General features: G+C 71.4%; 20 protein-coding genes. 14 read left to right on the plus strand and 6 right to left on the minus strand.

All coding sequences use genetic code 11. The annotated features are described in order from the left end of the window. The first annotated feature begins 113 nt into the window (after window positions 1-113). Both Q0Z83_RS00835 and Q0Z83_RS00840 read left to right on the plus strand, forming a co-directional pair. A complete protein-coding gene (locus tag Q0Z83_RS00835) occupies window positions 114-821 on the plus strand; it encodes a cutinase family protein (protein WP_317791814.1) in 708 nt (235 codons plus the stop codon). A 62-nt stretch (window positions 822-883) separates the two neighbouring features. Next, a complete protein-coding gene (locus Q0Z83_RS00840) occupies window positions 884-1,891 on the plus strand; it encodes a serine hydrolase (protein ID WP_317791815.1) in 1,008 nt (335 codons plus the stop codon). 44 nt (window positions 1,892-1,935) lie between these two features. Here the strand turns inward: Q0Z83_RS00840 and Q0Z83_RS00845 are convergent, their stop codons facing one another. Both Q0Z83_RS00845 and Q0Z83_RS00850 read right to left on the minus strand, forming a co-directional pair. After that, complete coding sequence (locus tag Q0Z83_RS00845) at window positions 1,936-2,586, minus strand: nucleotidyl transferase AbiEii/AbiGii toxin family protein (protein WP_317791816.1); 651 nt, start codon at window positions 2,584-2,586, stop codon at window positions 1,936-1,938. A 2-nt stretch (window positions 2,587-2,588) separates the two neighbouring features. Continuing rightward, window positions 2,589-2,966, minus strand: coding sequence for a hypothetical protein (locus tag Q0Z83_RS00850; RefSeq protein ID WP_317791817.1), 378 nt, complete (start codon window positions 2,964-2,966; stop codon window positions 2,589-2,591). Window positions 2,967-3,189: 223 nt separating this feature from the next. Here Q0Z83_RS00850 and eccCb point away from each other — a divergent pair, with 223 nt between their 5' ends. Together eccCb and Q0Z83_RS00860 are read left to right on the plus strand one after the other, a co-directional pair. Further along, window positions 3,190-6,627: a type VII secretion protein EccCb gene (eccCb, locus tag Q0Z83_RS00855; protein ID WP_317791818.1), complete on the plus strand. Its 3,438-nt coding sequence runs from the start codon at window positions 3,190-3,192 to the stop codon at window positions 6,625-6,627. 389 nt (window positions 6,628-7,016) lie between these two features. After that, window positions 7,017-8,084: an LCP family protein gene (locus Q0Z83_RS00860; protein ID WP_317791819.1), complete on the plus strand. Its 1,068-nt coding sequence runs from the start codon at window positions 7,017-7,019 to the stop codon at window positions 8,082-8,084. A 27-nt stretch (window positions 8,085-8,111) separates the two neighbouring features. Here the strand turns inward: Q0Z83_RS00860 and Q0Z83_RS00865 are convergent, their stop codons facing one another. The 3 genes from Q0Z83_RS00865 to Q0Z83_RS00875 are packed head-to-tail and all read right to left on the minus strand — an operon-like array spanning window position 8,112 to window position 10,396. After that, the gene (locus Q0Z83_RS00865; protein WP_317791820.1) at window positions 8,112-8,594 is read right to left on the minus strand and encodes a hypothetical protein; all 483 of its coding nucleotides are present in this window, start codon (window positions 8,592-8,594) and stop codon (window positions 8,112-8,114) included. Window positions 8,595-8,635: 41 nt separating this feature from the next. Beyond that, window positions 8,636-9,970, minus strand: coding sequence for a DUF6880 family protein (locus Q0Z83_RS00870; RefSeq protein ID WP_317791821.1), 1,335 nt, complete (start codon window positions 9,968-9,970; stop codon window positions 8,636-8,638). A gap of 21 nt (window positions 9,971-9,991) precedes the next feature. Further along, complete coding sequence (locus tag Q0Z83_RS00875) at window positions 9,992-10,396, minus strand: iron chaperone (RefSeq protein ID WP_317791822.1); 405 nt, start codon at window positions 10,394-10,396, stop codon at window positions 9,992-9,994. Window positions 10,397-10,592: 196 nt separating this feature from the next. Between Q0Z83_RS00875 and Q0Z83_RS00880 the strand changes: the two genes are divergently transcribed. The 7 genes from Q0Z83_RS00880 to Q0Z83_RS00910 all read left to right on the plus strand — a co-directional run bounded on the left by Q0Z83_RS00880 (window position 10,593) and on the right by Q0Z83_RS00910 (window position 18,850). After that, on the plus strand, window positions 10,593-12,872 hold the full coding sequence (locus tag Q0Z83_RS00880; protein ID WP_317791823.1) for an ATP-binding protein: 2,280 nt from the start codon (window positions 10,593-10,595) through the stop codon (window positions 12,870-12,872). 35 nt (window positions 12,873-12,907) lie between these two features. Beyond that, window positions 12,908-13,435 (plus strand): hypothetical protein, encoded by a 528-nt coding sequence (locus tag Q0Z83_RS00885; RefSeq protein ID WP_317791824.1) that lies wholly within the window; start codon window positions 12,908-12,910, stop codon window positions 13,433-13,435. Between the two features lie 95 nt (window positions 13,436-13,530). Then, complete coding sequence (locus tag Q0Z83_RS00890; RefSeq protein ID WP_317791825.1) at window positions 13,531-14,673, plus strand: hypothetical protein; 1,143 nt, start codon at window positions 13,531-13,533, stop codon at window positions 14,671-14,673. 357 nt (window positions 14,674-15,030) lie between these two features. After that, a complete protein-coding gene (locus tag Q0Z83_RS00895; RefSeq protein WP_317791826.1) occupies window positions 15,031-16,890 on the plus strand; it encodes a hypothetical protein in 1,860 nt (619 codons plus the stop codon). Between the two features lie 137 nt (window positions 16,891-17,027). Beyond that, a complete protein-coding gene (locus tag Q0Z83_RS00900; protein ID WP_317791827.1) occupies window positions 17,028-18,242 on the plus strand; it encodes an alkaline phosphatase in 1,215 nt (404 codons plus the stop codon). Window positions 18,243-18,303: 61 nt separating this feature from the next. Beyond that, window positions 18,304-18,642: a hypothetical protein gene (locus Q0Z83_RS00905; protein ID WP_317791828.1), complete on the plus strand. Its 339-nt coding sequence runs from the start codon at window positions 18,304-18,306 to the stop codon at window positions 18,640-18,642. Window positions 18,643-18,688: 46 nt separating this feature from the next. Next, a complete protein-coding gene (locus Q0Z83_RS00910) occupies window positions 18,689-18,850 on the plus strand; it encodes a hypothetical protein (RefSeq protein ID WP_317791829.1) in 162 nt (53 codons plus the stop codon). Between the two features lie 13 nt (window positions 18,851-18,863). On the opposite strand, the gene Q0Z83_RS00915 is transcribed toward Q0Z83_RS00910, so the two are convergent. Then, entirely contained in the window at window positions 18,864-19,874 is a 1,011-nt protein-coding gene (locus Q0Z83_RS00915) for an arabinan endo-1,5-alpha-L-arabinosidase (RefSeq protein ID WP_317791830.1), read from the minus strand. Window positions 19,875-19,969: 95 nt separating this feature from the next. Here Q0Z83_RS00915 and Q0Z83_RS00920 point away from each other — a divergent pair, with 95 nt between their 5' ends. From Q0Z83_RS00920 to Q0Z83_RS00930, 3 genes are all read left to right on the plus strand, one after another. After that, window positions 19,970-20,605 (plus strand): TetR/AcrR family transcriptional regulator, encoded by a 636-nt coding sequence (locus Q0Z83_RS00920; RefSeq protein ID WP_317791831.1) that lies wholly within the window; start codon window positions 19,970-19,972, stop codon window positions 20,603-20,605. Then, window positions 20,602-21,039, plus strand: coding sequence for an acyl-CoA thioesterase (locus tag Q0Z83_RS00925; protein WP_317791832.1), 438 nt, complete (start codon window positions 20,602-20,604; stop codon window positions 21,037-21,039). The genes Q0Z83_RS00920 and Q0Z83_RS00925 overlap by 4 nt, the downstream gene beginning before the upstream one ends. Window positions 21,040-21,298: 259 nt before the next feature. Then, window positions 21,299-23,242: a sensor histidine kinase gene (locus Q0Z83_RS00930; protein ID WP_317791833.1), complete on the plus strand. Its 1,944-nt coding sequence runs from the start codon at window positions 21,299-21,301 to the stop codon at window positions 23,240-23,242. The last annotated feature ends 35 nt before the right edge of the window (window positions 23,243-23,277 follow it).

A 23,277-nucleotide genomic window follows, 5' to 3' on the forward strand; every position in this document is an offset into this window, starting at 1 on the left:
CACAGCGGCGGCCGTTGAGCCGGTTTCCCAGCTCCCGCCGTACCCCTCACCGCATACCCATGGCGGAAAGGGTGAGGCAAATGGTCACACAACGTAGTCGGTCTCGTCGCATCATGCTGTTCGGGATCAGCGCGGCGGTCGTGGTAGCCGGAGCGGTGGTGACGCCCCAGGCGTTCGCGGCGACGAGATTCGGCTTCTTCGGCTCCCGTAACAATGCCGGTGCCGGTGCCGGCACCGGCACCGGCGGGGCCGCCGCGGGCGGCAACGGCGCCTGCAGCGACGTGGAGCTCGTCTTCGCCCGCGGCACCGGCGAACCGCAGGGCCTCGGCATCGTCGGCCGGCCGCTGGCCCAGGCGCTCGCCGGTGAGCTGCCCGGCCGGAGCGTCAGCTCGTTCGCCGTCGTCTACGCGGCCGCGAGCAACCAGCGCAGCGCCGGACCCGGCGCCACCAACATGAGCCGGCACATCGCCTCGGTCGCCGCGGCCTGCCCGGACACGCAGTTCGTGATCGGCGGCTACTCGCAGGGCGCCAGCGTCACCGACATCGCGATGGGCATCCGCGGGGCGGGCACGGCGGGTGAGGCGATCGACGCCGACCTCACCGGCCGGGTGTCGGCGGTGGTCGTCTTCGGCAACCCGCTCGGCCTGCAGCGCCGCACCATCGCCGGCAGCAGCGCCGAGTTCGGCCCGAAGGCCAAGGAGTTCTGCAACAACGGCGACCCGGTCTGCGGCGGCGGCAACAACTTCGCCGCCCACCTGGCCTACCCGCGCAACGGTACGGTCCAGCAGGCCGCCGAGTTTGCGGCCGGAAAGATCGGCTGATCCCCTTTGCGCATTCGGTGTACCTTGCCACGGGTTCACCGTTTTCGCATCGAGGGAGAGCGATGTCAACGAGCATGTCCCGCCGATCAGCCCTGGGACTCGGGGCGGTCGCGGCGGCCGCCGGAGCCGGAGTGAGCAGCCCGGCCCAGGCCGCGGCGAGCGGACCGGCGCGCATCCGCAAGGTGTACGAGAAGGAGAAGCGCCAGGCCGGCGGCATGTGGCACACCCACATCGCCGCGGCCGGCGCCGACGGCACCCTCCAGCCGATCGTGGAGGACGACGCCGACCACGTCACCTACGGATACAGCGTCCAGAAACTCGCCGTGGCCACCGCGGTCATGGACAAGATCGACCGTGGGCTGCTGACCCTCGGCACCAAGCTGGACCTGCAGGCCGACATCATCCTCGGCGGCTCCGGCATCTACCACCTGCACCGGGTGTGGGGCGACGACATCACCGTCGCCAACTTCCTCACCGCGATGCTGCTCGTGTCGGACAACACGGCCGTACGCATGTGCGGCCGTGTCGTCCCGGCCCTGGAGATCAACGAGATCCTGGCGGCCAAGGGTTTCGTGCACACCCGGGTCGAGCCGGTCGCCAACCCGAACCGGTTCTTCCTCGGCACCACCACCCCGCGCGAGATGCACGACCTGCTGTGGCGGCTGGCCACCAAGACCCTGCTGAAGCCGGAGTCGTGCGACTTCCTGCTCGGCATCACCCGCTGGCTCAACGGCTACCACGACGGCGTACGCCGGGTGATGTCGTCGCGCGAGCGGGAGCGGGTCGCCACCAAGTACGGCGCCGACTTCAACGAACTGGGCGAGTCCCGACACGAGGTCGGCATCATGTTCGGCGCCGACGGAACACCGCTGCTGACCTACGCGATGTTCGCCGAGGGCTTGGGCGACCCGGAGAACTACGGCGCCACCCACCCGGCGGTCCAGGCCCACGCGAAGATCGGCCGAACCCTCTTCGACAACCTCCCCACCCCACCGGCGCCCGCCGCCGCGGCCCGCTCGGCCCTCCCGCGCACCCCCGCCAAGCCGTTCCATCCGGTCAAGGGCGGCTGACCAACGGGCGGTGGCGGTGGACCTCGCCGCCACCGCCCGTTTCGTCAATCCGATGAATTTCCTTCGAGCAGTTCGCGACGCCATCGTGCGAACCGGCTCCGCACGTCGTCGAGTTCTTGGCCGGTGATCCCGTACTGAACGAAGTCCGCCGGATCCAGTAGATCCGCCTGCCTGAGAGCGGCGGCGAAGATCTGGCGATCGAAGCCGGTATCCGCCCGTTCGGCAAGGCGCAAGAGTTCCTCTCCGGAGTACCTGCCTGATCGCAGCGTGGCGTCGATGTCGATGAAGTCGCGGGCGAACGCGCGACCATAGAGAGCGCTCATCTTGCTTGCGACCGCGTCGTCGGGATGCAGAACCGGGCCGACGGACATCAGAATCGGATCGTTGGCACGCCAATCCACTCCCAGTTCGACCTTCGCCGTATGGCTGCCCTCGATCACCATCAGCCGGGCAAAGGTTTCGTAGCGCCGTTCAACATCAACCGTGACACCGTCATCGCGATACGCCCGAACAACGGCCGAGACCGCGGTATCGAAATCGTCGCGGCGGTCCCACGCGGTGAACAGGTCGACGTCCTCGCTGGGCCGTTCGAGAAGCCCGGCAGCCTGAACCGCGTAGCCGCCCGCAAGCGCGAAACCGTACTGGCTTGCGGCTTCGAGCCCGACCCGGGCGAGCCGTTCGTGAAAGGGGTCCAATGTTATGCGGCGACCGTGTGGGCGGATGCGAGTTCCGGGAATCGATCCTCCCAGCGGCGCCGGAGTTGTGGCGGCAACCAGAGGGTGGGCCAGATCCGAATCAGTGATTCGCCATCGATCCAGGTGCACAGATCATCGATGGTGGCGGCCTCGCTTAGCACCACCTTGTACATGCCGGCCAGGCGGGCGGGGCGGCTCAGGTCGTAGTCGGCGCGGCCGGACCAGTCGAGATGGGCAGGTAGGGCAATCACGCCACGGGTCGGACCTTTCAACGTGGCGAGCGTGTCCGCCACGACATACGGCTTTCGATCACCATACGGAAGGTAGCCCGCAGGCGGCCGGGCCGTACCCGTATCCGCGTGCTCGGAAGACTCGGCCATGGTCCCAGCGTACTGCTTAGCTGCGGCGACAACGGCGGGTGAGGTGGTGTCCGACGCTGATCAGGCAGAGGGCCTTCGCGGCCGGTATTCGGCGCTCTGAGCGGGCGCGGGGAAGCCGGGCAGCACTTACGATGGGCGTCGATTCGCGGGAGGCGCAAGGGTGAGTGCTGAGGTGTTCCGACGGCCGCCACGTCAGGCGGGGCCTCCGCCACCGGGTGCGGAGATGCTGCTCGAATCGCGGGATTACCTGCGGTTTCTGGCGCAGCAGCGGACCGCTCTGCTGTGGCGGCATCCGGAACCGGAGGCGCTCGCGTCGGTGGCCGGCTCGCCCCGGATGTGGGAGCGGCGGGCCACCGACGACGACTTCGCCGAGATCCGGGTGGCCGTCGACGGGCATCGGCTGCCGGCCGGCCTGGTCGTTCCGCAGAGTGTGCCGGTCGCCGCCGGGCCGCTGCCCGGACTGCCGGTCGCGGTGCGGCTGCGGGAGTTCCGCCGGGTGCTGCTGCGTGGCGATCGGGAACCGGTCACCGGCCTGACCCGCGCCCTGCTTGGTCAGCTCGCCACCCTGCACGCTCCGGACGAGCTGCGGATCGCGGTGGTCGCCGCGCCCGAGCGCCGGGCCGGCTGGGACTGGGTGCTGTGGCTCCCGCACACCCACACCGGTCCGGCCGGCGGACGTCTCGTCTTCGACACCATGACCGAACTCGATCAGGCCCTCGCGGCCGAGGCCGCGCCCCTGGTGGTGGTCCTCGACGGCGCCGAACGGCCCGCCGAGATCCCGGCGACCATGACGGTGGTCGAGCTCTCCGGTCCGCCGACGGAGGATCAGAATCCGAGGTGGTACGAGGACTCGCGCGCACTGCTGCGACTCGACGTGACCCGGTCGTCGCTCACTGTCGACACCGGTCTCTGGGTCACCGCGCTGGGCCGCCCGGACACCCTGACCACGATGCAGGCCGAGCAGACGGCCCAGCAGATCGCCCTGAACCGGCTGGCACCGTCCGCCGAGTCGGCCGCCGACCGGCCGCCGGCGGCCCCGGACCTGCTCGCCGACGACGAGCCGCCGACCTTCCGCGCCGACCCGCCCACGTTCTTCGACGATCCGCCGCGCGACACGCTCCCGGAGCCGGTCCCGCTTCCGGAGCCGGTCCCGCTTTCGGACCCGGTGCCCGACCCACCGGTCGAGCCGATCCCCGCGCCACCCCGCCGGGTGCTCCGCAACGAACTGTCCGACCTCCTCGGCTTCGACGACCTGACCACCCTCGACCCGTCCGCGGCCCGGAAGAACCACTCCGGAACCCGGATCCCGTTCGGGGCCGGCCCGGACGGCGACATCGTCGAACTCGACCTGGACACGATGGGCCCGCATGGCCTGATCGTCGGCGCCACCGGCTCCGGCAAGACCGAACTGCTGCGCACCATCGTCACCACCCTGGCCGTCACCCACCGGCCGGACGATGTCAACCTGGTCCTGGTCGACTACCGCGGCGGTGCCGCCTTCACCTCCTTCGAACGGCTGCCGCACGTCGGCGCCCTGGTGGGGGACGACGAGGAGCCGTCCGCGGTCGCCCGGCTGCGTGACGCCCTCGACGGTGAGCTGGCCCGCCGGCAGAGGGCCGTGGACGACGGTGTGACCCTGCCCCGGCTCCTGGTGATCTGCGACGAGTTCACCGAACTGATCTCCCACAAACCCGACATCCTCGACCTGTTCGCCCGGATCGGCCGGACCGGGGCGGCGCTCGGCGTACATCTGCTGCTGGCCACCCAGCGCCTGGAGGAGGGCAGCCTGCGCGGCCTCGACGCCCACCTGTCGTACCGGATCGCCCTGCGCACCTTCTCGGCCGTCGAGAGCCGCATCGCGCTCGGCGTCCCGGACGCCTACGAGCTGCCGAATCTGCCGGGAACCGGCCTGCTGAAGGCCGGTGACGGCCCGCCGACGCCGTTCCGCGCCACCTACGTCTCCGGCCCGGCCGTCGAGGAGGACAGCGACGGCTACCGGCTGCCGCTCGTCGTCGACGTGGTCGTCGACCGGCTCGCCGGTGACGGCGAACCGGCCCACCAGGTGTGGCTGCCGCCGCTGACCGACCCGCCGGCCCTCGGCGACCTGCTCGGTGACCTGCGGGTCGTCGACGGCCACGGCCTGGCCGCCACCGACTGGACCGCCGGCCCCCGGCTGACCGTGCCGCTCGGCGTCGTCGACCTGCCGTTCGAGCAGCGCCGCGACCCGTTCGTCCTGGAGGTCGGCAACCTGGCCGTCGCCGGTGGCCCGCAATCCGGCAAGAGCACCCTGCTGCGCACCCTGGTCGGCGCGCTCGCGCTCACCCACACCCCACGTGAGGTGCGGTTCTTCTGCCTCGACTTCGGCGGCGGGGGACTGCGCTCCTTCGAGGGGCTGCCGCACCTGTCCGGGGTCGCCGCCCGCGCCGACCGCGACACCGTGCGCCGGGTGGTCCTCGAGGTCACGGCACTGGTCGACGAACGGTCCGCGGCGGACCCCGACGACGAGTACGGCGACGTGTTCCTGATCGTCGACGGCTGGGCGACGCTGCGCCGGGAGTTCGACGAGCTGGAACAGACCATCGTCGAGGTGGCCCTGCGCGGCCCCGGCGTCGGCGTGCACGTGGTCGTCGCCGCCAACCGGTGGAGTGAGTTGCACCCGGCCATGCAACCGCTGTTCGGTACCCGGCTGGAGCTGCGCCTCGACGACGCGGGCGAATCGGTGATCGACCGGCGTACCGCCGCCGAGGTCCCGCCCTGGTCGCCCGGCCGCGGTGTGACGCCCGACCGGCAGCACTTCCTCACCGCGCTCCCGCGTATCGACGGACCCGCTGACGTCGACGACATCACCGACGGCGTCACCGACCTCACCGGCCGGATCAAGGCCGCCTGGCCCGACGAACCGGCACCCCCGGTACGGCTGCTGCCGGCCCTGATCCCGGCCGGTGACCTGGCCGGCGTGCCGGGCCTGCCGATCGGCCTGAACGAGGCGAACCTGGCCCCGATCGCGCTCGACCCGATCACCGACCGGCACCTGGTGATCTTCGGCGACGGGGAGTGCGGCAAGACGAACCTGCTGCGCCTGATCGCCCGCGCCGTCGTCGCCACCCACTCGCTGGCCGAGGCCCGGCTGGTGCTCGTCGACTACCGCCGTGGCCTGCGCGGCGCCATCGACGGCGAGCACCTGCTCGTGCACGCCACCACCAGCCAGCACCTGGCCGACAACATCGAGTCGATCCACGCCGCCATGTCCCGGCGGCTGCCCGGCCCCGACGTCACCGCCGAACAACTGCGCAACCGCAGCTGGTGGAGTGGCCCCGAGCTGTACATCCTGGTCGACGACTACGACCTGGTCGCGGCCGGTGGCGTCAACCCGCTGGGCCGGCTGGCCGAGCTGCTGCCTTACGCGCACGACATCGGACTGCATCTGATCATCGCGCGGCGGGCCGGTGGTGCCGGGCGGGCCATGTACGAGCCGCTGCTGCACCGGCTCCGCGAGCTCGCCGTACCCGCGCTGATCATGTCCGGCGACCGCGACGAGGGCAGGCTCTTCGGCAGCGTACGGCCCGGGCCGCAACCACCCGGCCGGGGCTATCTGGTGCGCGGTGGCGACGACGTCACCCTGGTTCAGACGGCCTGGAGCGACCCGGACGTCATGGCATAGCGCGACTGGAATCGATCAAAGAAGCGCGCTCCGGTAGCGCAAACCGCGATGCATGTGGTTCGATTTGCAGTGAAAGGCCGGGCATCTTCCCCCGTGGATGCCCGGCCTTCGCATTGCCCGGAGACACGACCCGCTTCGACGGGAAACGCACCCCGCCGTGGCGGTAGCCGCCCAGCGTGTCGGCCGGCTCCAGGCTCAACGCGTCGTCCGGGTCGCCGGGTCAAGATCGACCGCCCGGTCCCGGATCTTCTGCAGCGCCTCGCTCACCGGTGCCGCCGTCCGTTTCTCCGGCCACCTACCGGTCTTGTTCGTCACAAACCGTCACCAAGCCCGGCCGTATCCGGATCAGCGGCTGGATGCAGGTGAGGGTCACTCGTATAGTCCTCGCCATGTCAAACCCGCCGCCCTTCGACGCGGAGACCGAGAAGATCCAGCTACCGGAGCCGGAGCAGGCGCCCGAGCAGGCCCCGGCCAAGCACAAGAAGCCGAGCAAGCGCATCCGATATGTGCTGATCGGCCTGCTGGTGCTCGTGCTGATCGGCGCTGGCGGCACCGTCGCCGGAGGCTTCTACCTCCGGTCGGTGGAGAAGGGCATCGAGCGCGTCGACGCCTTCGACGGCGTCCCGGAGCAGGAGCGCCCGCAGAAGGCGGTCACCGAGGCCCGCAACATCCTGCTGCTCGGCAGTGACTCCCGCGACCCGGAGAACACCGGCGGCTCCCGCAGCGACACGATCATCCTCGCCCACCTGCCCGCCGACCGGTCCAGCGCGCAGCTCATCTCGATCCCCCGGGACACCTGGGTGACCGTGCCGAAGAGCAGGGACGGCAAGCACGGCGGCACCGAAGCGAAGATCAACGCGGCGTACGCGTGGGGCGGCGTCCCGCTCGTCGTGCAGACCGTGGAGAAGTACACCGGTGTCCGCGTCGACAACGTGGCGATCATCGACTTCGCCGGTTTCGAGCAGATCGTCGACGCGGTCGGCGGTGTCGACATCGTGGTGCAGGAGGAGTTCACCTCGATCCACGAGCCGTACCGTAAGTTCCTGCCGGGTGTGCGACACATGGACGGCGCGATGGCCCTCGACTACGCCCGCCAGCGTAAGCAGTTCGCCGACGGTGACTTCACCCGCATCCGCCACCAGCAGCAGGTGATCAAGGCGGTCCTGAACAAGGCGGTCACCGCCGGCACCCTCACCAACCCGGCGAAACTCACCGACCTGCTGGAGGCCACCGCCGACGCCGTCTCGGTCGACAAGACCCTGTCGATCTTCGACACGGCCACCGAGATGAGCGGCCTGCGCAGCGGCGACCTCAGCTTCCTGACCGACCCCACGATCGGCACCGGCAAGGTCGGCAACGAGAGCGTCGTCTTCCCCGACGAGCAGACCGGCCAGGAGCTGTACGGCGCGGTCAAGAGCGATGACGTCGAGGGGATCCTGCGGGCCGCCGGCGAGTGAGCCGGCGGCCCTCCGCAGAGAGAAAGATCAGGAGCGGGCGGCGGTCCGGCGCGCGTCGGCCACCTGAAGGGCGAGCTGCCCGGCGAACTCCACCGCACCGATCCGGACCGCCAGCGCCCGGGTCGGATGCGGATGGCCGTTGCGGGTGAGTCGGGCCAGCCAGCGTTTCTCCAGCTGGCGGCGCCCCACCACGGCCGCCACGGTCAACCCCAGCATGGCCAGCCCGAGCGCCGCCTTCCGCTTGTCGAACGGTGCCGGCTCGTCCTCGGCGATCGGCTGCGGCTCGGACACCGGGAACGGCCGATCCGCGACGACGAGTTCGAACTCGTCCTCCTTCTCCTTCTCTTTCGGTGTGACGACCCAGCCGACCGCGCCCACGGCGGCGACCGTCCCGAGCCGGGCCAGGCGGCGCTTGGCCGGGGACAGTTCCCGCGCGGCGATCCAGGTGCTGCTGAGCGCTGCTTGCAGGGCGGCGAGCGCCACAGCGCGCCCGTAGGAGACAGAAGCCATGGCGAAAACCGTAGCCGCGCCGGGCAACAGGACCGGCCCGGTCACAGGTTCGCGCTGTTGAGCGTCGCGATCAGGGTCGGCTTGTTGCGGTGGGTGTGCCGCAACTCGGCCAGGTAGTCGGGGAAGCCGGCGCTGCCCGCCCGGTCGTGCAGGACCTTCAGCTCGGTCGCCAGGCGCGCTGCGGCCGCGTACCCCTTTTTGGTCTTGTTGTCGATCTCTGCTTCCACCTGCCGTTCGAAGACCGGAATCGCCTCCGCCGGATGGGTTTCCGCACGCTCCACCGCCAGCCGCCACATGATGCCCGCGCTGCACCGATGACCGGTCCCGGCAGCCCACGCGCCGTCCGCGTCGCCGGCGGCGTGAAGGATCTCCACCAGCGGGTCAGCCGCATGACCGCCCGCCTTCGCCCGCTCGCGCAGGAACACGTCGGCGCGGTCGGAGGTCTCGGCGAGTGTCCCGGCGCGCTCGGCGGCGTCCAGCAACGCCCGATGGCTCTCCGGCCGGGGCCAACCGGTGAACAGCTTCCACCGGAGGTCGGCCGCCTCGCCGAACTCCGCGGTCTCGGTGAGAACGTCGGCGAGCAACTCGTCGATGCGCCGGTCCGGGCGGTCGGCCTCGGCCAGCCCACGCCGCAGCCAGACGATCGCCTCCTCGGCCCGGCCGGCGGCCCGCAGCGTCGCGCCGATCTGCACATACCGGTACGCCAGCGGCAGTTCCTCCGCGTACAGGGCGACCAGCGCGTCGGGGTCCTTCGCGATCTCCTTGAGGTACTCCTCGCGCAGGTGTCGGGCCGTCCGGCCGTCCTCGCCGGTGAGCTGAGCCAGCCTGTCGCGATAGGCCTCCAGCCCCCGCGCGCCGAGAGCGTCGGCGAAGGCACCGATCGGCAGATCCGGCCAGCCCGGCCCGGCGACCTGGAAGTCGATCAGCCAGGTCGCCAATCTCACCGGATCGGGTGGCGCCGCCCGGCAGACGGCCGCGTAACCGGACACCGCCCGGCGCAGCACGTCGCCGATGCTGCCGGACGAGTCGTCGGCGTGCTCGGTGGTCCGGGTGATGTTCTGGATCGCCGCCAGGAACAGCGGGCCGATCTCGGCCGGATGTGAACCCACCACCGAATCCAGGCCGTCGAGCACCTCGGCGGCCTTGCGTGCGTACTCGAAACCGCGTCCGTACGGCAGGAACCCCCGGGCTCGCAGGCCGCCGACCAGACGTCGCAGCTCCTTCACATCCGGTTTGCCGTGCGTGGCCGCACGCAACGACAACCGCCGATGCAGCGCGGGGTCGTCGGCGGACAGCTCCAGCACCAGATCCACCAGCGCGGACCGGTCGACGGACTCCAGATAGGAGCGCAGGTCGGCGTTCTTCGACGAGGCCATGCCCCTATCTGATCAGGCCGGTCAGGCGGCCCGGGCGACCAGGGTGCTGATCCGCGACGCCACCTCGTCGGTGAGTTCGGTGATCGCGAAGTACGTCGCCCACATGTCGCCGTCGTCGAGGCGGGCCTCGTCGCTGAAGCCGAGCATCGCGTAGCGGGACTTGAACTTGGCGGCGGGCTGGAAGAAACAGACCACCTTTCCGTCGCGGGCGTACGCGGGCATCCCGTACCACAGTTTGGCGGTCAGCCCGGGCGCCGCCTCGCGGATCAGGGTGTGCACCCGCTCGCCCACTTCCCGATCGGTCCCGGTCATCTCGGCGATCTTCGCGAGGACCTCGGACTCCTTGGCACCGTTCTTCAGCTCCTTCGCGCGCTCCTTCATCGCGCCGCGCTCGGCTGCGGTGAACCCCTCGTACGTCGTGGTCATGATCTTTTCCCTCCGGGTCGGAATGCTGAGCCGGTGCCGGGCGCCGGCAACGGCGACGGTCGGGAGCAGAGCCGCCGTCCCTCCCTTTGCTGCGCCCATCGGAGCACCCGGCGGTTCGGTCCCGCGCCGCCCGTGGGACACCGTGGGACAAAGATCATCCCCTTGACCAGCACGGATGTACGGGCGAACGAGCACCGTGGGACGGGACGGTACGGTGTTGCTCGTGGCCGGCCCGCACGAGCGACTGGTGTCCCAGCTCGCCCAGATCAAGGACGTGAGCGGTCTCAGCCTGCGCGCCCTGGCCACCAAGGCGGGCCTGAGCAGTTCGTCGCTGTCGCGTTACCTGACCGGCCGGCTCGTCCCGCCGTGGGACGCCGTCGTCGCCCTCTGCCGGGCCGTCGGCCGTGACCCGCGGCCGCTGCGCCCGATCTGGGCCGAAGCGGACAAGACCGGGGCCGCCCCGCCGCCGCGCCGCAACGACCTGCCGGCCGACCTGTTCGACTTCACCGGCCGGGAGAGCGAGGTCGCCCACGCCGAGGAGTTGCTGCGTACGGTCGGGGCGGCCGCCGTCGACGGGATGGCCGGGGTGGGCAAGACCAGCCTCGCCGTGCACGTCGCGCATCGGGTCGCCGGGGCCTATCCGGACGGCGGTCTCTACCTCGACCTGCACGGTTTCACCCCGGGTCACGAGCCGCTGGCGCCCGCGGTCGCGTTGGAACGGCTGCTCGGCGCCCTCGACGTCACCCACCTGCCGCCCGCCGCCGACGACCGGGCCGCCCGGTGGCGATCCGAACTGTCCCGCCGTCGCGTGCTCGTCGTCCTCGACAACGCGGCGGACGCCGACCAGGTGCGGCAGTTGCTGCCCGGCGCCGGTCGCTCCGCGGTCCTGCTGACCAGCCGAAACCGCCTGATCAGCCTGGACGCGGTCCCGCCGGTGTCGCTCGCGCCGCTGTCCGATGCCGACGCGGCCCGCCTGTTCGCCCGAGCCGCCGGGATCTCCGCCGGGATCGCCGCTGGAGTCGCCGCCGGATCCGATTCCGCTGCCGGGATTGCCGCCGGATCCGTTTCCGCCGCTGGGATCGGCGCCGGATCCGATTCCGTCGCCGGGATCGGTGTCGGGTCCGATTCCGCTGCCGGATCCAGCGGTGACGACGGGGTGCGGCAGGTCCTCGCGCAGTGCGGTGGGCTGCCGCTCGCGCTGCGGATGGCCGGGGCGCGGCTGCGGCATCGTCCCGGCTGGACGGTCGCGGTGCTCGCCGAGCGGCTGCGGGACGGAGCCAACCGGTTCGACGCGGCGTTCGGGATGTCGCTGCGGCAGCTCGACGATTCCCAGCGGCGGGTGTTCCGGCTGCTCGGAGTGCTGCCGGGCGGTGACTTCGGCACCCCGGCGGCGGCCGCTCTGACCGGGCTGCCGGGTGGGCGATGCGCGGAGATCGTCGACGAGCTGGTCGACGCGCACCTGGTGCAGGAGACGTCGCCGGGGCGGTACCGGATGCACGATCTGATCCGGCAGTACGCCGCCGACCTGGCCGCCGAGGACGAACCGGAGGCGGAGGCCGCGCTGCGGCGGGTGCTGCGGCACAGTCTCGTCGCGGCGGGGGAGGCGTCGCCGGAGTGGTTCGATCGGGAATACGCCAATCTGGTCGCGGCCTTCGACGTCGCGGTGCGCCTCGGGGACGACGAGGTGGTGGCCGATCTTCCGCCGGCCATGCGGGTCTGGTTCTTCCGGCATCGGGGTACCGCGGATCACGTACGCCTGCTGGCGAAGGCCGCCGACGCCGCCGGGCGTCTCGGCCGGGACCGGCAGCGGGCGTCGCTGCTCGCCGACCTGGGCTTCGCCCACGCCGCCGCCGGCCGCCTGACCGACGCGCTCGCCGCATACGACGCGGCCGGCGCGCTCACCGCCCCGGAAGACGGTGACGTGGAGCCTGCCGCGGCGCTCGCGTTGCGGACCGGGTTCGTGCTCCGGGATCTGGGCAGGTTCGCCGAGGCGGGGGAGCGGTTCCGGCGGGCGCGGGAACAGTTCGCGCGGACCGGCAACCGGGCCGGGGAGTCGCAGGCGCTCGCCTTCGACGGGTGGGTGACCCTGCAGCGCGGCGACCGCGACGGAGCCGCCGATCTCGCGCGGGCGGCCCTCGACCTCGCTGAAGGCCCGGCGCGGATCACCGGACTGATCACTCTCGGACGTGCGACAACCTCTCCGGCCATCTTGGCGGAGGCGCTGCGGCTCGCCGAGGAGAACCGGCTGCCCCATCAGCAGGCCTGGTGCCACAACCAGATCGGCGTCGCGTCACGGGAGTCCGGCGACTTCCCGGCCGCCCTTGATCATCACCGGCGGGCGCTGGCGTTGCTGGAGACGCTCGCCGAGGCGCAACTGGAGATCGAGTGCCGCCGCGACCACGACGAGACGGCCCGGCTGGCGGCGGAGGCGTCCCGGACCGCGGCGAAGATCGGGGAGAGTGGCCTGGAAGGGTGAGGTACCGGACGGTCGCGGTCCGTTACCTTACCGGCATGCGCCGGCACCTCGCCCTCGTCCCGTTCCTTCTCCTGCTGACCGCCTGCACCGGCCAGGGTGACAAGGCCACCACCACGCCCACCGGGCCGGCCGCACCCGCCACGGCACCGCCGAGCACACTGGCCGAACCCACCACCGCCTCGACCCCGGCCGCGACCGCGACGACCGCCGCGCCGAGTCCGACCGTTTCCGGTCCGCAGTACGCGTTCATCAAGGAGATCAAACCGGCCACCCGGGAGTTGACCTACGACCTGGTCGACTATTTCGTCGGCAAGGCGGCGGTGCAGGCGTGCGCCGACGACGGCGAGAAACCGGGCGAGAACGACTGGTGCGTCGGCTACTACATCCGCAACAAGAACACGAAGCTGCGGACCGCGGAATTCGCCCCGGGTGCCGAGATCAAGGTGGTCGACCTGGGCGAACTGAAGAAGGCCGAACTCGGTCGACTGGAGGGCGGGATGCTGCTCCGCTTCGAGATCGAGGGCGGTCGGATCACCGAGGCGGAGCAGATCTACCTGCCCTGAGACATCGACAAACTTGACAGCCTTAAGGAAGGTGCGGACACTCCTGGGATCCCCAGTTAGCGCTCACATGCCCCGATGTGAACGAAGGAATCCCCATGAGAACCCGTTCCCTGAAGATCGCGTTCGTCGCGTTCCTCACCGTGGCCGGCACCGCTATCGGCCTCCCCCGAGCGTCGGCCGCGGCCTGCGGCGACGGCACCTTCCAGTCCCAGGTCACGGTCAGCGGCAGCACCTGGACCGCCCGCAACGCCGCGGGCTCGGCCGTCTACACCGGCACCGATTTCCGGGCCGCCGTCCAGGCCGGCATCGGCAGTCTGACCGCCGGGCGTACCTCGATCCAGCGGGTCGTCGTCCGCGGCAACGGCACCATGGCGGCCGGCAGCCGCATCTCGCTGGCCAGCTACACGTCACTGTCGGTGTGCGGCACGATCAACGTGACCGGCTCCGGCAGCGGCGACTACGCACCGATCTACGCCCGCGGTGTCAGCAACATCGAGGTCCCGTACCTCAACGTGACGGGCGCGCCGATCTACGGCATCTTCATGCGCAACGTGACGAACGTGTGGCTCGGCCAGATCGACATGCGCCTCAGCGCCGGTCTCGGCGTACGCATCGACAACCGTGGCGACACCAGCCAGTGGACCCGCAACGTCCGGGTCGACAACGTCTACGTGCAGGGCGCGAGTTCCCACGCGATGGAGACCTACGGCGTCGACGGCATCACCATCGGCACCGTCACCGCCCGTAGCGTCGGCGAATCCGGTCTGCTGCTCAACCAGACGATCAACGCGACCGTCGGCACCGTCGACGCCGACAACGCGGGTGCCGGCACCGGTTACGCGGCGTTCCGGATGGCCAACCGCAACGGCCGGGTCGGCAGTTCCTACCCCAACAACATCAAGGTCGGCACGGTCAAGGCGCGCGGCGGCGGCCGTGGCATCTTCTGCGTCTCGGAGAGCGGCGGCGCGACCATCGACCGCGTCGACATCGCCAACACCGGCAACAATTCGATCCTGGTCGAGAACTGCTACAACGTCATCGTCGCCGGTGTCTCCGGCACGGTCAGCGGCGGCGGCGAGATTCGCATCGCGGCGCGCACCGAATTCGCGCCCTCGTCCGGCATCCGCTTCCAGAACCTGACGGTCAGCAATACCAACATCCGCTGGAACCCCTGCACCGGCAGCAACAACACCATCAGCAACGTCACCCGGACTAATTCCACCCTCACCTGGTGCTGACGAACATTCATTCGGTACGGCCAGAAGAAGCACCGTGAGCCACACCGCGACGCGGGCGATCCACCAGATCGAAACGCGACCGCCGGGCTGATGCGGTGGGAAACGACACGGGCGCCCTCGATCGACGGGGGCGCCCGATCGTTCGCCGAGTGTCAATGGACTTACCGGCGAGCGTATGAATCGGATAGCGGACATCCGATGAATGATGGCGATTCCATCGAATCCGGTAATGATGCAGAGCGAAGCACGCGCATCAGATGATCATTCGGAGATCGCATTCATGGCCGCTCACCTCAGCACCGCCCACGGCGCGGCGAACCCCACCGGGGCCGAGCACCTGATCACGATCGGCCCCGGATGATCGAGCCCGACCAGCGCCTGGTGCTGACCGACCTACGCCGGCTGGACCGGGCGGCCACCGACGACGTGTGGACCGACCTGGAGACGCACCTCGACGACCTGAACGAGGCGGCCGCGGCGGCGGTGCTGCAGGCGTTCGAGGAGGCCGAGGCCCGCCGCACCGGAAGCCCACCGGGTGTGGTCGTCGAAGGCGGCCCCGGTTCCGGGCGCACCCACCTGCTGCGTTGGGCCCGGGAGCGGGTGCAACAGCGCGAGGGCTACTTCTTCGCGATGGGCCTCACCGACGGCCACGCGTTCTGGGCCGCGGTCGTGCACACCCTGCTGCGCGGGCTGCGGCGCTCCGGCCACTATCGGCACAGCCAACTCGCGATGTTCCTGGAGCGGCTCAGCGAACGCGCCGAGATCCCCAGCACGCTGCGCCGGCAGATCCGCGGGCAGGCACCGCTCACCCCGGCCGCCCTCGACGCGTTCGTGACCGGCGTCCGGACCGCCGACCCGGAGGCCGGCCGGGACTGCCGTTTCACCCTGCGTGCCCTGGTCCTGCTGGCCGCCACCGACCCCGACGTCGCCGACCTGGGCGAGTCCTGGCTGCTGTCGCTGGCCGAGCCGGCCCCCGCCGACGCCGAGCGGTGGGGCCTGCCCCGGGTCGGCAAATCCGAACAGGACGTGGCCGTCGAGATCTCCCGCCTGCTGGCCCTGACCGGCCCGAGCCTGCTGGCCGTCCACCGAATCGACGTGATCCTGGCCCAGAGCGCCCCGGCCCACACCGTCGCCGCTACCTCGCCCGCTGCCGACTCGGCACCGGGCGGCTCCGAGCACATTGCCGCCGGCCTCGGGCAGAGCGGCTCCGGCCGTACCGCCGCGATGGTGGTCGATCTTTCCCGGGGATTGTCGGACCTGCGGGAGAAGCTGTTCCGGACGGTGACCGTGGTCGCCTGCCGCCCGGCTTCCTGGCGGCTGATCCGCGACGGCGCTCCCGGTGATCATTTTCGGCCGGAGATTCGTCTGGAGCCGCTGCCGTCGAGGGCGGTCGCGGAGCGGCTGATCGCGGCCCGGTTCACGCCGTTCTTCGAGGCGGCCGAGTTCAAACCGCCGTATCCCACCTGGCCGATCCGGCCGGAGGCCTTCGACGGGACACCCGGCCACACGCCGCGGCAGTTGATCGACCACGCGGGCCGGCACATCCGCCGCTGCCTGGCCCGCAACGAGATCCTCTCGCCGGCGGATCTCGGCGCGCACCGGGACCGTGAGGCGCCGCCGGTCGACGTGGAACGCCTCGCTCGCCTCGGTGAACGTCTCACCCGGCTCGCCGCCGAGGCCGACGTGACGGCGGCGCTCGATCCGGCGACCGAGGACGCCGTGATGCCGAGACTGCTGGCGGCGGGACTGCGGGCGTGGGTGATCGAGCGGGGCGGTGGCCGGTTCACCGTGCCGCCCGTCGAACCCGGTCATCCGGCGGCGCACGCGTGGCTGTGCGAGAGCCTGGACCCGGCGACCGGGGACGAGGCCCACTGGTATCTCCGCGGTCTCGCGCACCCCGGCGCGCGGGCGGTCCAGGCGCGGTTGGCGCGGCTGCGTTCGGTCGCCGCCCTCGACCCGGCGGTGCGGAGGCGACGGGTCATCGTGCTGCGCGACGATGAGTGGCCGGGTGGCCCGGTCGGCGACCGGGTTCGGCGCGAGTTCCTCGACCTCGGCGGCACGATCACCGCGGTCGGCCTGGATGACCTGCGTGTCTTCGCCGCCCTGGCGGTCCTGCTCGACGAGGACGACCCCGTCCTGCCGGAGTTCCTTCGCGCGCAACGCCCGGCCGCGGGCACCGCGCTGCTCGGCACGCTCCTCGGCGACACGGCGCGGTGAGGCGCCGGCCTGTCGAGGGGTCATCGGCGGGGTGCTTGACCGCAGTCCTCCACGAGGCGCGGTGCTTGACCCCAGTCCGCCACGACGCGCGGTGCGGTCGGGCCCTCAGTGCCGGGACGGCGCGTACCGTACTTATCGTGCGCAAACTGGCCGTACCGCTGATCGTTTGTCTGCTGGCCCTCGGCGGTCTGTATCTGCTGAAGAGGACGCCGGCCGACGCCTACGTCGCGTTCCGGGCGGACGCCCCGGCCGTCCGCAATGTCATCTTCATCAACGGCGACGGTATGGCGGCCGCCCACCGCGAGGCCGGTCGCCTGTTTCTCGCCGGACCCGGTGGCGCCCTCACCATGGATCGGTTCCCCTATTCGGGGCAGCTCAGCACCAGCCCGGCCGACCCGGCGTCGATCGTCACCGACTCGGCCGCCGGGGCCAGCGCCTGGGCCATCGGGCGGCGGACCTACAACGGCGCGATCAGCGTCGACACCGGCGGTCGAGCGGTGCCCACTCTCGGCACGCTGGCCAAGCGGGCCGGCAAGGCGACCGGCCTGGTCACCACCGCACAGGTCACCGACGCGAGTCCGGCCGCGTTCTTCGCCAACGCCGTCGACCGGAAGGCGCAGGACGACATCGCCCGCCAGTTCCTCGACGTGTCCAAACCCGATGTGATCCTCGGCGGTGGTGAGGACTGGTGGCTGCCGAAGGGCAAGGTCGGCGCCCATCCGGACCGGCCGGCCGTCGATCCCACCGAGTTCAGCGTCGGCACCAAGGGCGATCTGATCGCCAAGGCCCGGAAGAACGGCTACCAGTACGTCTCCACCGCCGCCCAGCTGGCCGCGGCCGGCCCCGGCCCACTGCTCGGCCTGTTCGCCAACGAGGAGATGTTCCAGCAGGACGGCGACGTCTACGCCCCGCCGGTCGACCTGGCCACCATGACCCAGAAGGCACTGGGCGCGCTGTCCACCGACCCCGACGGGTTCTTCCTGTTCGTCGAGGAGGAGGCGGTCGACGAGTTCGCGCACGCCAACAACGCCCGCCGCGTGCTCCAGGCGATGGGACAGCTGGACCGGACGGTCTCGGTCGCGCAGTCCTTCGCCGCCGCCCACCCGGACACCCTGGTCGTCGTCACCGGCGACCACGAGACCGGCGGACTGGCGCTGGTGGACGGGGCCGGGGTGAGCCCCTCGTTCCCGGTCAAGGGTACGAAACTCAGCTTCGCGATGAAGTGGACCACCAAGGGCCACACCGCACAGGACGTGCCGGTCTCCGCCTACGGCCCGCTCGCCGAGAAGTTCACCGGCAAGCATCCGAACACGTACGTCCACGAGGTCCTCGCCCCGATCCTGACCCGCTGAACCGGGCCGTCCCGCCCGGGGTACACCGCGATGCCGGAACCCCACGAGAAGGGACACGTCGATGGAACAGGCGGAGGCCGTACCCCTATGGCAGGAGATCGCGCTGCGCGTCTCGCAGGCCCTGCTCGGCGTCTATCTGCTGGGTGCGGTCGCCCTGGCCGTCGCCGTGGCGACCGGCCGGGCGACCCTCTCGCCGACCAACGGCGCCTATCTGATCATCCCGGCCATCGCGTTCGGTCAGGCCGTCTGGAACACCACCCGGGCCCGCCGCGCCGATGACACCGTTCGGCGGGACAAGCTGGCCCGCATCGGCGGTATCCAGGTCGCGATCGGTGTCGTCATCGCGGGCCAGTTGGCCTGCCAGTGGATCGTCGCCCCGCAGAGCTTCACCGACTGGTGATCGGGGCCGCAGGCGTGGAACGCTGCGGACCGGGAATCCGGGAGCCATGACGTCCGACAGCAGCGACACCGCCCCGCGACCGCCGTTGAACGCCGAGCGGCCCGACCCGCCCGGCCCGCAGGTCGAGGCCCCCGACATCGAGGTGCCCGCCGACGACCAGGTCGAACCGGACAGCGCGGGCTCCGACGAGGACGAGGCACCGGACTGAGATCGGTTGCCGGTCAGTACGCGAAGGGCCAGCCGTCGGAGTCGTAGCCGATCCGGTTGAGGCCCAGGTGGGACGAGCCGCTGTCCGCGTAGTAGTGGTAGAGCAGCAGGTCGTCGAGGACCGCCGGGTGGCCCGGGCCGTGGACGGCGCCGTGGCCGGCGAGGATCTCGGTGCCGCCGCCCGCGGTCATCGGTGTGCCGGCACGGTCGGTGAACGGGCCGTTCGGGCTGGTCGAGCGGCCCACCATGGTGCGGTAGGTGCTGGCCGCGCCCTTGCAGCACGCGTCGAACGACACCCACAGGTAGTAGTGGTCGCCGTGCTTGACCAGGTAGGGCGCCTCGATCGCGGTGTCGCCGCGGGTGGCCAGGGCGGTCGGGGCCGGGTTCGAGGCGCGGCCGGTCGCCGGGTCCAGGGCGATCTGCTTGATGCCGGTCCAGAACGATCCGAACGTCAGCCACCAGTGGCCGGTGTCGTCGACGAACAGGTTCGGGTCGATCGCGTTGAAGTCCGAGCCGGCGCCGCTCTCGATCACCAGGCCGTCGTTCGTCCAGCTTCCGGACTCGCCGGTGGTGCTGGTGGCCAGGAAGATCGCCGACGTGTTGGAGCCGAACGTGGAGGCCGAGTAGTACAGGTGGTAGCGGCCGTCGTGGAATGAGATGTCCGGCGCCCACAGCGCCGTGCTGCCCTTGGTGTAGGGGGTGGTCCACGCCGCGCCGTCGGGGAAGACCGCGCCCGCGTCGGTGAAGGTGCTCAGGTCGGTCGACGTCCGTAGCCGCAGGTTGTCGCCGGTGTGCGCGAGCAGGTAGCCGCCGTCCGGTCGGCGGACCATCGTCGGGTCGTGCACCCCGGCGTCGCCGAGCAGGAAAGCCGGTTCCGGGTATGCGCTCGGCGCCGTCATCGGCGTGGAACCGGCTGCGGGCGCACCCCCGTCGCGCGCCCGCAGCACCACGATGCCCGCTGCCGAGGCGGCGACCACCAGGGCGGCGACCAGGGCGATGCGGCGGGGCCGCGAAGTCACGGACATTGCCAAGATGTTAACGATCACATCGAGTACGTCAAGACGTCGGCTGTGACCGGTTCAATATTTACGAACGGTCGGTCGTTTTGTATGGTGGCGGCATGACACAGGACGGTCGGCTGGTCCGGGGCGAACGCACCCGCAGCGCGGTGCTCGAGCAGGCACTGCTGCTCGCCACCGTCTCCGGGCTGGACGGGCTCTCGCTCAGCCAGGTCGCCGACGCGCTCGGGGTCAGCAAATCCGGCCTCTTCGCGCACTGGCGGTCCAAGGAGGCGCTGCAGCTCGCCGTCGTCGACCAGGCCCGCGCCCAGTGGACCGAGCGGGTCATCCGCCCGGCCATGACCGCCCCGCCCGGGGTGCGCCGGCTGTGGGCCGTGCACGACAGCCGGCTCGCCTTCTACGAGGCCGGGGTGCTGCCCGGCGGCTGCTTCTTCGCCAACGCCCACTTCGAGTTCAACGCCCGGCCCGGCGTCATCCGCGATCGGCTCGCCGCCGAGCTCACCGACTGGATGACCTTCCTCACCGGGCTCGCCGCCGAGGCCGTCACGCTCGGCGAGCTGCCGGCCGGGGCCGATCCGGGGCAGCTCGCCTACCAGACCGAGGCGCTCGGCGTCTGCGCCGTCATGCAGTCACCCGTCCTCGGCACCGAGACCACCTGCCGCCAGGCCCGCCGCTCCCTGCTGGAGCACCTGCGTGCCATCGCCACCGACCCCACGATCCTCCCGGAGCCGTCATGACCACACCCACCGTCTCGCACGGCGCCGTCGAGCACACGCCGGTGCACTTCGACGACCTGGACGCCATGGGCATCCTGCACAACTCCCGCTACGCGGTCCTGGTCGAGCGGGCCGTCTCCCAGTGGTGGGCCGACCGGGGTGTCTCGTTCAGCGGCGGCCGCCCGACCTCACCCGACGCGTTCAACGCGGTCCGGGAGTATGCGATCACCTTCCATCGGCCGGTCTCCTCGGTCGGTGACATCGCCGTGCACTTCTGGCTGGCCAAACTCGGCACCACCAGCGCCGACTACCGGTTCCGGGTGACCTCGCCGGACGGCACCGAGGTGTATGCCGAGGGCCGTCGCGTCAACATCCGCCTCGACCCGGCCACCATGCGCCCGGCCCCGTGGACCGACCACGCCCGTGACCTGGCCGGCCTGCTGCTCACGGACTGAGCTACCTCTTCCGCTTCGATCTGGACACGGCGATCGCCACGCCGGCGATCACCAGCACGACGACGAGACAGAAGAGCAGCTGCCACGGCTTGATCGCGATCATAGTCACGGACCGTACCGGACCCGGTCGAGCCGGCGCGCGATCTGAGTCGAAGAGCGGGTCGGGATGAGTATCCGTACTCAGGCCCGGGCCGCCGATGTCCGCGATCGTCGATGGATGGGTCTCCGCGGTTTCGCCTCATCAGTCATGATCACTGCCATGAATGAGCGGACGCTGCGATGGTGGACGGCCCTCGGCGGGCTCGGCGGCAGCCTCCTGATCCTGCCGGCCGCCTCCTCGGCCCTCGGCGCCACGTTCTCGCCGATGGTCGGAGTGCAGGGCCCGGACGGGTACTACGACTCCCGCGGCCTGATCCTCCCGCTCATCCCGACCGTGGCGACCGTGCTGGGCCTGTGCCTGCTGCGCTGGTGGCCGTACCTGCTGGTGGTGGGCGGCCTGATCAGCACGGCGCTGGTCTGGCCGCAGATGCTGCCCGATTCGTCGACGATGCCCTACCAGTACCTGCCCACCGCCGCCTTCCCGCTGCTGGTCGTCGGAGTCCTCGGCGGCGCGCAGAGCCTGCTGAACAGCCGGGCGGTGGCGTTGGGTTCGGCGGTGGCCGGCCTCGGCACGGGGGCGGTGCTGGCCGGGCGCGCACTGGCCCGCATCGCCGCCCAATCCGCCTCGGACCCGACGCTGCGGTCGGCCGCGCTGTTGGTCGCCGGGCTGGCCGCCACCGGTCCGGCGCTCTGGATGCTGCGACACGGTGACCGGCCCGCCGAGGGACCGCCCGGGGGCGGCTTCTGGTCGTGGCCGCGCCTGCGTCTGGTCGTCGCGGCCGGGCTCGCCGCCTTCGTCGTCCTGCCGCTGGCGCTGTTCCCCACCGAGTACCTGGCCCGGCTGCTGGGCATCAGCTGGTACAGCCTGGCCTACGGCACCGAGAAGGCCGCCATCATCGGTCTGGCGACGCTCCTGCTGGTCGCCGTCTGCGCCACGCTGACCGGTCTGTGGGGGCTGACCGGTGCCCTCACCGCCGCGACCGTGTCGGTGGCCGCGGCGTACCCGCTGGTGGTCGCCTACACCTCGCTGGACCCGACGGGACCGGCGCGCCTGCTCGGCGTCGTCGCCGGTGTCGCGGTCGGCATCGCGGCCGTGGTCACCAGGTGGCGGATCGCCGCCGCGGGCACCCTCGCGGTCGGCGCCGCCCTGGTCATGTTCATCGCCGACGAGGGCACCGGCGGAGCGCCGCAGCGGCTGGCCGTCGGCCAGAACACCCTGCCCACCCTGGTGATGCTCGTGCTGGCCGTCGCCGCGGTGACGGCGGCCTTCGGCGCGATCGCCCAGGTGCTGGCGCCGCGGGGCGCGGTCCCGGCCGTGCTCGGGCCGATCGCCGCGGTGCTCGCGCTGGCCGGCGTGCCGGCGCTTCGGGTGATCCAGCTGCGCCGCGGCGGGCCACCGTCGAACATCCCGAACTCGGGTGACTCGCTGTCCACCTCGGCCGTGCTGATGCTGGTGGCGGCGGCCGCGATCGTCGGCCTCGGTGTCGCCCACTACCTGACCGAGCGCTGGGCCGAACGTAAGCGTGCCGAACAGATCCGGCAGGAGGCCGCCACCGCCGAACGCGACCGGTTGGCCCGGCCCATCCACGACGGGGTGCTGCAGGTGCTGGCGCTGGTGCAGCGCGAGGGCGGCGCCGAACTCGCGGCGCTGGCCGGCGAGCAGGAGGTGGCCCTCCGCAATCTGCTCAGCGGCGCCGCCACCGCGGACGGCCCGCGCGGCGACACCGATCTGCGGGCCACGCTGACCGCGCTGGCCACACCGAGGATCGAGGTGTCCGCGCCGGCCGGCCCGGTGCGCCTGCCGGCCGACCGCGCGGCCGAGCTGCTGGCGGCGGTCCAGGCGGCCTTGGACAACGTCGTCCGGCATGCCGGTCCGGTCGCCCGGACCTGGATCCTTCTGGAGGACGAGACCGATGGGGTACGGGTGACCGTGCGCGACGACGGCGTCGGTTTCGAGCCGCAGCGCCTGACCGAGGCGGCCGTCGCCGGACGGCTCGGGGTGGCGCAGTCGATGCGCGGACGGATCGCCGACCTGGGCGGCACGACCGAGATCTTCAGCCGCCCCGGGCAGGGCACCGAGGTCGAGTTCCACCTGCCCCGCTGACACCGCGGCGGGCCGGGCACGGTACGGACCGCGCC

The sequence above is a fragment of the Actinoplanes sichuanensis genome, from assembly GCF_033097365.1.
Lineage (GTDB): Bacteria > Actinomycetota > Actinomycetes > Mycobacteriales > Micromonosporaceae > Actinoplanes > Actinoplanes sichuanensis.